9 protein-coding genes and 2 pseudogenes are annotated in these 6,796 nt (G+C 69.9%); 4 read left to right on the top strand and 7 right to left on the bottom strand.

The genetic code is table 11. The annotated features are described in order from the left end of the window. Nucleotides 1-93: 93 nt before the first annotated feature. The 4 genes and pseudogenes from ACWD01_RS36860 to ACWD01_RS36845 all read right to left on the bottom strand — a co-directional run. Nucleotides 94-776 (bottom strand): annotated as a pseudogene (locus tag ACWD01_RS36860) (IS5 family transposase); the annotation flags it as partial. 113 nt (nucleotides 777-889) lie between these two features. Further along, nucleotides 890-1,303 carry a hypothetical protein gene (locus ACWD01_RS36855; RefSeq protein WP_451168278.1) on the bottom strand — a complete coding sequence of 138 codons (414 nt, stop codon included), beginning with the start codon at nucleotides 1,301-1,303 and terminating at the stop codon, nucleotides 890-892. Between the two features lie 659 nt (nucleotides 1,304-1,962). Then, complete coding sequence (locus ACWD01_RS36850) at nucleotides 1,963-2,349, bottom strand: fic family toxin-antitoxin system, toxin component (RefSeq protein WP_451168276.1); 387 nt, start codon at nucleotides 2,347-2,349, stop codon at nucleotides 1,963-1,965. Continuing rightward, nucleotides 2,346-2,642, bottom strand: coding sequence for a type II toxin -antitoxin system TacA 1-like antitoxin (locus ACWD01_RS36845; protein ID WP_451168274.1), 297 nt, complete (start codon nucleotides 2,640-2,642; stop codon nucleotides 2,346-2,348). The genes ACWD01_RS36850 and ACWD01_RS36845 overlap by 4 nt, the downstream gene beginning before the upstream one ends. 267 nt (nucleotides 2,643-2,909) lie before the next feature. Between ACWD01_RS36845 and ACWD01_RS36840 the strand changes: the two genes are divergently transcribed. Continuing rightward, complete coding sequence (locus ACWD01_RS36840; RefSeq protein ID WP_451168272.1) at nucleotides 2,910-3,137, top strand: hypothetical protein; 228 nt, start codon at nucleotides 2,910-2,912, stop codon at nucleotides 3,135-3,137. 152 nt (nucleotides 3,138-3,289) lie between these two features. Continuing rightward, on the top strand, nucleotides 3,290-3,538 hold the full coding sequence (locus ACWD01_RS36835; protein ID WP_451168270.1) for a hypothetical protein: 249 nt from the start codon (nucleotides 3,290-3,292) through the stop codon (nucleotides 3,536-3,538). Nucleotides 3,539-3,664: 126 nt separating this feature from the next. On the opposite strand, the gene ACWD01_RS36830 is transcribed toward ACWD01_RS36835, so the two are convergent. The 3 genes and pseudogenes from ACWD01_RS36830 to ACWD01_RS36820 form a co-directional block, all read right to left on the bottom strand. Further along, nucleotides 3,665-3,931 (bottom strand): hypothetical protein, encoded by a 267-nt coding sequence (locus ACWD01_RS36830; RefSeq protein ID WP_451168282.1) that lies wholly within the window; start codon nucleotides 3,929-3,931, stop codon nucleotides 3,665-3,667. A gap of 147 nt (nucleotides 3,932-4,078) precedes the next feature. Further along, nucleotides 4,079-4,313, bottom strand: a pseudogene (locus ACWD01_RS36825) (leucine zipper domain-containing protein); the annotation flags it as partial. A 454-nt stretch (nucleotides 4,314-4,767) separates the two neighbouring features. Further along, the gene (locus tag ACWD01_RS36820; protein ID WP_451168280.1) at nucleotides 4,768-5,415 is read right to left on the bottom strand and encodes a L,D-transpeptidase family protein; all 648 of its coding nucleotides are present in this window, start codon (nucleotides 5,413-5,415) and stop codon (nucleotides 4,768-4,770) included. 653 nt (nucleotides 5,416-6,068) lie between these two features. On the opposite strand from ACWD01_RS36820, the gene ACWD01_RS36815 reads away from it, so the two are divergent. Both ACWD01_RS36815 and ACWD01_RS36810 read left to right on the top strand, forming a co-directional pair. Continuing rightward, complete coding sequence (locus tag ACWD01_RS36815) at nucleotides 6,069-6,221, top strand: hypothetical protein (protein WP_451168268.1); 153 nt, start codon at nucleotides 6,069-6,071, stop codon at nucleotides 6,219-6,221. Nucleotides 6,222-6,364: 143 nt separating this feature from the next. Continuing rightward, a partial coding sequence (locus ACWD01_RS36810; protein WP_451168266.1) for a hypothetical protein occupies nucleotides 6,365-6,796 on the top strand: 432 nt, incomplete at its 3' end.

Raw genomic sequence — 6,796 nt, 5'->3', positions numbered from 1 at the left:
TCGGATCCAGGTAAGTCATCCGGCCCAGAAACCTCCTTCCGAGTTCCTCCCGGCTGAGCCGGGGATACAAACAGAGCGCCTCGTGGCGCACAAGGCGCGCTCGACCACCCAGCGCACCTTGCCCAGTCCGGAACCGTGGGCGACGCCTCGTCGCGCGATCAACGGCTTGATGCCGCGCTTCCACAGCAGGCGGCGGTACTTGTCGAAGTCGTAGCCCCGGTCCGCGTACAGACGCCGGGGCCTGCGGCGGGGGCGTCCCCGTAGTCCCCGGATCGATGGGACGGCGTCCACCAGCGGCAGGAGCTGAGTGACGTCGTGCCGGTTCCCGCCGGTCAGCGTCACGGCGAGCGGAGTTCCATGGCGGTCGACGATCAGGTGGTGCTTGGAGCCGGGGCGGGCGCGGTCGACGGGTGAGGGACCGACATGATCCCCCCTTTGAGGGCCCGGACGTGGGACCCGTCCACGGAGCAGTCGTCCAGGTCCAGCAGGCCGGCACGTCGAAGCTCGGTCAACAGGATGGCATGCAGGCGGGGCCAGACGCCGGCCTCGGTCCAGTCCCGCAGCCGACGCCATGCCGTTACTCCGGAACAGCCCACCGTCTCCGCGGGGATGTCGCGCCACGCGACACCCGTCCGCAACACGTACATGACGCCGGCGAGCGCCGCCCGGTCGGGAACACGCAGCCGCCCGGGATAGCGGCGGCGGCGCTCGGGGGCGGGCGGCAGCAGCGGGGCCACTCGCTTCCACAGGTCGTCAGGAACAAGATCAGCACGCATCCCGGCCACCCTGCCGACCAAGATCGCCGAGCGCAAGATCCGAGCTCAACTCATTCTGAAACGATCAGTTAGTGCCCGAGAACGGTGTCCCGTCCCGGATCGCCATCAGGTCCCTATGGGCTTGCGGGGTCGGCATCCCTGGCTCGTACGGCGGCCGCCGCCTCGAGCAGGAGCCAGCCGTCGACCTCCACCGTCTGCCGCTCTCCCGGCTGCCACCCGCGGGCCAGCGCCACGTCGAGCAGGGCCCGGACAGCGCCCGGCTCGTGCAGGTTCAGGGACTCGCCTCGGGTGAGGCCCACGTCCCCGGAGCCCATGGGGGCCCCGCCCGGCACGTACCGGCCCGGCCCGTCGGCGAAGACGATGCGCAGCGGGCCTCCGCTGCCGGCCGGCTGCGGGGACAAGCTGAGGGTCTGGCGGCAGTCCACGGACCGGCCGTTGCCGTCCCTACGGTGACTGTGGCGCATCGTCCACATGTACACGCGCCCGTCGGCGACCAGTCGGCGGGGCTTCTTCGAATGGCGAGGCACAGAGCCGAAGGTACGGGGCCTGATCCACACCCGCTGAGACGAACAGGAAGGTCGTCGAACTTCGGTGAGAACGGCCGATGAGGTAGCCAACGGACAGCGTCCCGGGAGCTCGGTGAGTCGTCGAGCGTGACGTCGAGCCGTCATACCGGCCAGTTCGGCTCGATTCTGCGACGGCTGCACGTCACGCTTGGTGCCTCGCGCGACGGGCCGCGCGTCGGCGCCACGCTCTCGACTGGCAGCGACCGCAGCAGTAGACCGCGTCCTGGCGGCGGTCGCCGCCTGCGAATGTGATGTGATCGCACTCCGGGCAGGTCAGGAGCCTGATCATGCGGGTGTCGCCGTTCCACTCGGCTTCGGCCAGCGTCAGCCCCAGCATCAGGTTGCGGTCTGCTCTGCGTCCGTCCCGGTACGCCTGGGCCCGGCATACGTCGTCGCAGTACGGGCGCCTGGCCGTCGCGCTCCTCGGCACCCGGGCCCCGCAGGAGGCACAGAACCGAATGCGGGCCACGCCTTCAGGGTCGCTCGCCTGGGCCCCCTCTCGCAGGCACCATGTCGGAACTCGTGAACAATCCGATCCCGCCGCAGCGCCCGGGTGCCTCCTGTGCTGTTGTCCAAGTGCTGTCAGTCGGCCGCCTGTCGGCCTGCTCGTGTTATCGACGTCAGGCGAGGGTCCAGCCGCGGAGCTGGCGGGCGATGCGCGGGATGCTCAGCGTCCCGGCGGCGACGTCGCGCACGAGGATGACGGCGGCTTTGGGCGGGTACTCGAGCCGGCGGCCGTGCAGGGCGAGGTATGCCTCGGTGGAGTGCCAGGCGAAGGCCTCGTTCGAGTGCTCGAGGCAGGGGAGCTTCGCCAGGGTCTGAAGCAGCGCGGCGGCTTTGAAGTGCAGCGAGCTGTAGATGTCGTGCTCCATGGACCGGGCGTTGACCCGCGCGGCGGCCGCGAACAGGGGGCCCAGGTCGTCGACCTGGGGGTCGCCGGGAAGGAGTTCGGCGGCGTGCAGCAGGAAGGTGACCTCGAGCGGATGGGGCGGTGCGGGCTCGGTCACGCGGCCCGGCCCCGCTCCTGCTGCTCGAGCTCGGCACGGGCCTGCTGCTCGGCGGCCCGCTGCTCCGCGGACGGGTCGGTACTGCTGGGCTCGGCGGCGAAGGCGTCGCTGCTGCGGGCCATCGACTCCTTGAAGCCGTCGAGGAACCGCTGCTCGACCGCGGTCGCGCGCGTGTAGGCGGCGGAGAGGATGTACTCCTGCAGGCTCACCCCTTCCCGGGCTGCGGCGGCAGCGATTGCGGCCCGCTGCTCGGGGTCGGGGAAGCGCAGGTTCATGGCTCTGGGCTCTGGCATGGTGCCAACGGTACCAGCGGTACCATCACGCGGCTAGGGGGCTGCTGCGGCGGTGCGGGACCGGGTGCGCAGTGGTGCGGCACGATGTGTCGCCATGGACCTTGCCGCGTGGGGTGCTGCCGCAGCGCCTGTCGTCGCCCTGCTCGCGATACCCGCCGCGATCGCCGGTGTGTGGTGACAGGTGAAGGCGGCCCTGAAGGCGGCCGAAGCCACGTACCGGGCGGGTCTCGCCCAGGCGGAGGCCACCTATTGGGCCGTGGGGAGACGGTGCGTGCCGGGCAAGGGCAGTGGCGCCGGGCCCTGCGGCGAGATGCGTACGCCGCCGCCCTGACATGGACCGGGGACTCGGGCAACATCATGGGATCGACGATCCTGCTCGTCGACGACATCTTCACCAGCGGATCGCAGCTCCAGCACGTCGCGCTCCGGCTCCGGGCGTCCGGTGCCGCCGACGTCCGCGGACTCGTCCTTGCGCGCGTGCCCTGGAGCGGATGACCCCGAAACCGTCACACCGGCCGGTCTCTACACCGAGGCATGGGCCGCCACGGAACGGCATCGCACCGACGACACACACCCTCTCGAAGCCGCCGGCGAGAGCCTCGACACCGCCCCCTTTTCCGGGCCAACTGCGGCGGTACAGTCCGGCCATGGATCCGAGGAATGCCGAACGTCCGCAACAGCCGCGCACGTTCACCCGCGTTCTGTGCCATGTCGCGCGACGCCCCTTGCTGATCGCCTGGCTTCTCGCTCTTGCCGGTCTCGCCGGCGTTGTCCAGTCCAGGATCCCGCAGCCGTGGTCGGGCCTGATCTACATCGTGCTCACGCCCGCAGCAGCGATCTCCATCACTCGCAGCCTCGATCAAGCAGACAAAGCTCAGGACCCCACCGAAAGCTAGTCACGTGCCCCGTGCATGCCCGGTCAGCCGGTCGAGCGGGAGCCGCGGCGAACAAGGGCGAGGTGAGCCTTGTACCTCAGGCCAATGACCTCGCAGCTCAGCGGCAGGGTCCATGGACTGTCCGACTCAGTGCCTTGTCTCGTCCTCGTCGTAGGGTTCGTGGGCGGGCACGTGACCGGCGCGGCGCCGCTGTGGGTCGCCGGTGAGCGCGACGATCCGGTGGACCGGTACGGCGATGGCAGGGTGGCCGCCGACGGGGATGAACTTCAGGTCTCCGGTACCGGGGTTGTACGAGCTCACGGTGCCGTTGAGGCGATGCAGCACTGTGTGGGGCCGGGGCCCGCACTCGACGTCCAGGCACAGGGTCCAGTCCTTGAGCCAGTTGACAGGCATCTCCTCCAGCTCTGCCGATGCGGGGCCGGGATGGTCGTCGTCGGGAACCCAGCTGTACCGGCCGACGACCAACTTGTTGTACCGCTCGATCGAACCGACGTGGTGGTAGAGCGCTCGGACCGGGGACCGTGAGCTGTGCCGCGCCGTGATCCGCCGCTCGGTGCGGGTCGGTGTCCGGCGGGGACTGTAGTGCTGGGCGGCTGGCGCGGTCGCTCATCCCCGCCTCGCCCAAGGCCCGGTAACGGCCGGCCCATCGCTGGGCCGTGGTGGGCGAGACCTGGAAGCGCTCGGCGGCCCGGCGAAGAGTCCAGCCCTCCTCGACTACACAGCGGGCCAGGCGCAGGCGTCCGGTCTCGGTCAGGGGTGCATTACGGTGGGGCACGAGGGCCTTTCTGGTTGGTGTAGACGTCGCAATCCACACCGAACCCGGAAGGCCCTCACCCGTTCAAGATCCCTCAGCCGAGACCTGGCTCACCCCCACCACCGTGCAAAGCGATGATCAGTCAAGCAGGGCCGTACGGGAGACGCGGGCGCCTACGCAGAACAGGCGGGCGCCGTGGCGCGCCGCACGGGCGATGCGTCGGAGCTGGCGGCCGCAGCTCGCGCGGCCGCGACCCCGCTGCGCCGCACCGGCCGCGCCCGGCAGGCCCTGAGCCTGCTGCAGGAGGCACACAGTCAGCTGACGACCGGTTCCCGGTACGCGGCCGCCGCTCTGGACGCGGCGGGCATGGTCGCGCTGACCGCTGCCTACACCGCCGCGAAGGCCCACCAGCCGTTCATCGCCCAGGAGTTCCTCGCCTTGGCCGAGCAGGCCACCCGCCGTCTGACCGACGGGCTCAGGTGCCGGGCTTGCGCCCGTACACGTAGACGTCGTCGCCGTTTTTCAACAGGTTCCAGTATGCCTTCGCGTCCGCGGAGCGCATGTTCACGCAGCCGCCGGAGCCGGGCGGGTTCCACATGGACTTGGTCGTGGAGTGGAACGCCTGTCCGCCGTCGAAGAACTGGGAGTACGGCATCCGCACGTTGTAGAGCGTCGACCAGTGGTTGATGTTGCGCCAGTAGATCTTCTTCGCGCCGGTGCGGGTCTCGGTGCCGTTCTTGCCGGTGCGCACCGGCACAGGGCCGTACTTGAGCGTCCGGCCGTCCTGGATCCAGCTGAGCTGCCGGGTCAGGTCGACGCACGCGATCCGGCCCTTGTTGGTCGGGCACTTGCCCGCCTTGTTCGGGTTGTTCCCCGCCGCACGCTGCGCGAGCATCGTGTTCATCGTGCGCCAGGTGATCGGTCCCGCGTAACCGATCGTGGGCGTGATGCCGTGCTTGGCCTGGAAGGCGCGGGTCGCCTGGCAGTCGGTTGGCGACTGGCGCCCGTCGACCGGGCGGCCGAGGAACTTCTCGACCTGCTTCTGGTACGGACCCGTCGACGTGGTGCACGACGCGGCGTGCGCGGTGCCGCTGCCGAGAGCCACGCCGAGCGGGAGCAGCATGCCGGTCAGCCCGAGCAGCACTCCCGTACGTCCTATTCTGCCCCTCATATCCCCCAACTCCCCTTCGCATCCCTTCCGGTTGGGATGGTCTGCCGGTTGAGACACGCGAAGGGGAGCGGTAGTTGCACGGACGGGGGACGTATTCGCGACGTATTCCGGGCGGTCCCCCGAAAGGTGTGACCCGCGCCGTTACGCGGCCGTCGCGAGGCGCCGCTCCTGGGCCCGCGCCGCGTGCGTCCCGTACAGCGTGACCGACACGACGCCGAACACCGCCAGGAGCCTGAGGGCCACCGTGCGTGTCCCGGACGATGGCCGGCACCGGGAGCTGTCAGCGGCGCAGTGCGTGCTGTACCGGGTCGGGATCCACCACGAGCTTGGAGACGTCGATGTGGCGCTCGCGTACGCCGCTGAGCTGGAGCCGGCTGCCCTGCCCACGCCCGAGCGCCGGCCCGTGCCGCGACCGACACCGTGCGCTCCTCGACGCCGGTGACGCGGCCGGTGACTTCGCCCAGCTACGAGTCCGCTGCGCCCCTGGAGGTCCGCAGGCCCTCCGTACGGGCCCTGACCGCTCGGGTCGCCGGTCGCCCGCAGCCGCCCGTTCTGGACGCTGGCCGCCGCCCTGACCCTCTCCGGGTTTCGAGCTGGTATCCGCCATGATGCAGCGGCTCTGGACGGGCCAGACCGCCCGGCACGGCTCGCAGAACCCGACCCGGTTCGAGACTCAGCGCCAGGCCGAGATGGCCGTTCATCTGGCTGCCACCCTCGTGCAGTGGTTCACCGCCGGCCTGGTCCAGCGAACACCGTAAGCAGGACACTCCGCAGCGGCGCCCGGGACCGGTCCGCTGCCGTCGTCGTGCCCATAGTAGGCGGGCCCTGACCCAACCGCGCTCCGATGGAAAGACAGGTGCCATGAACGATCTGACGGCCACTCTCTCCCGGGGAGCAGACCATGCTCCTGACGACGATGGCCCAGCAGTACCTCATGGAGGGCGAGTGGCCCGTCTGGCAGTTCACCGTCGACACCCTGGATCGGCATGACCTCGATGCCGAGGAGCTCATCCGCTCCTTGCCCCGCGTCGGTTCCTCCGGGCACGTGGGCCCCTCTTACGGCCTCACCTCGCACAGCAGCTTCCACATCGCCGACGCCGACCGTCCCGCCCTCACTATCGCTGCCGCTCTTCATGTGCCCGAGCTCCAGCCGTACGTGGCCGCCCCCTTCCTCCGCGTGCTTCATGTGTTGATCGCCATCCAGCGCACCGCGCCGCTGTCGACGCAGAAGGCAGCTAAGAAGCCATCTCATTTGGGTGACTCGGTATTCTGTGAGTCATGGTGGGGATCGTTGAGCGGCTGGTGCCGGACGAGTTGTGGGAGTTGTTCCAGC

Source organism: Streptomyces sp. NPDC002835 (assembly GCF_053591995.1).
The sequence above is the reverse complement of the archived record's forward strand: the minus strand, read 5'-3'. Positions and strand labels throughout refer to the sequence as shown.

Coding starts and splice junctions, on each gene's coding strand:
- ACWD01_RS36820 (WP_451168280.1), bottom strand. CDS start 5,415: ATGCTGCTCCCGCTCGGCGTGGCTCTCGGCAGCGGCACCGCGCACGCC.
- ACWD01_RS36845 (WP_451168274.1), bottom strand. CDS start 2,642: ATGCCAGAGCCCAGAGCCATGAACCTGCGCTTCCCCGACCCCGAGCAG.
- ACWD01_RS36815 (WP_451168268.1), top strand. CDS start 6,069: ATGATGCAGCGGCTCTGGACGGGCCAGACCGCCCGGCACGGCTCGCAG.
- ACWD01_RS36835 (WP_451168270.1), top strand. CDS start 3,290: ATGGATCCGAGGAATGCCGAACGTCCGCAACAGCCGCGCACGTTCACC.
- ACWD01_RS36830 (WP_451168282.1), bottom strand. CDS start 3,931: ATGCCTGTCAACTGGCTCAAGGACTGGACCCTGTGCCTGGACGTCGAG.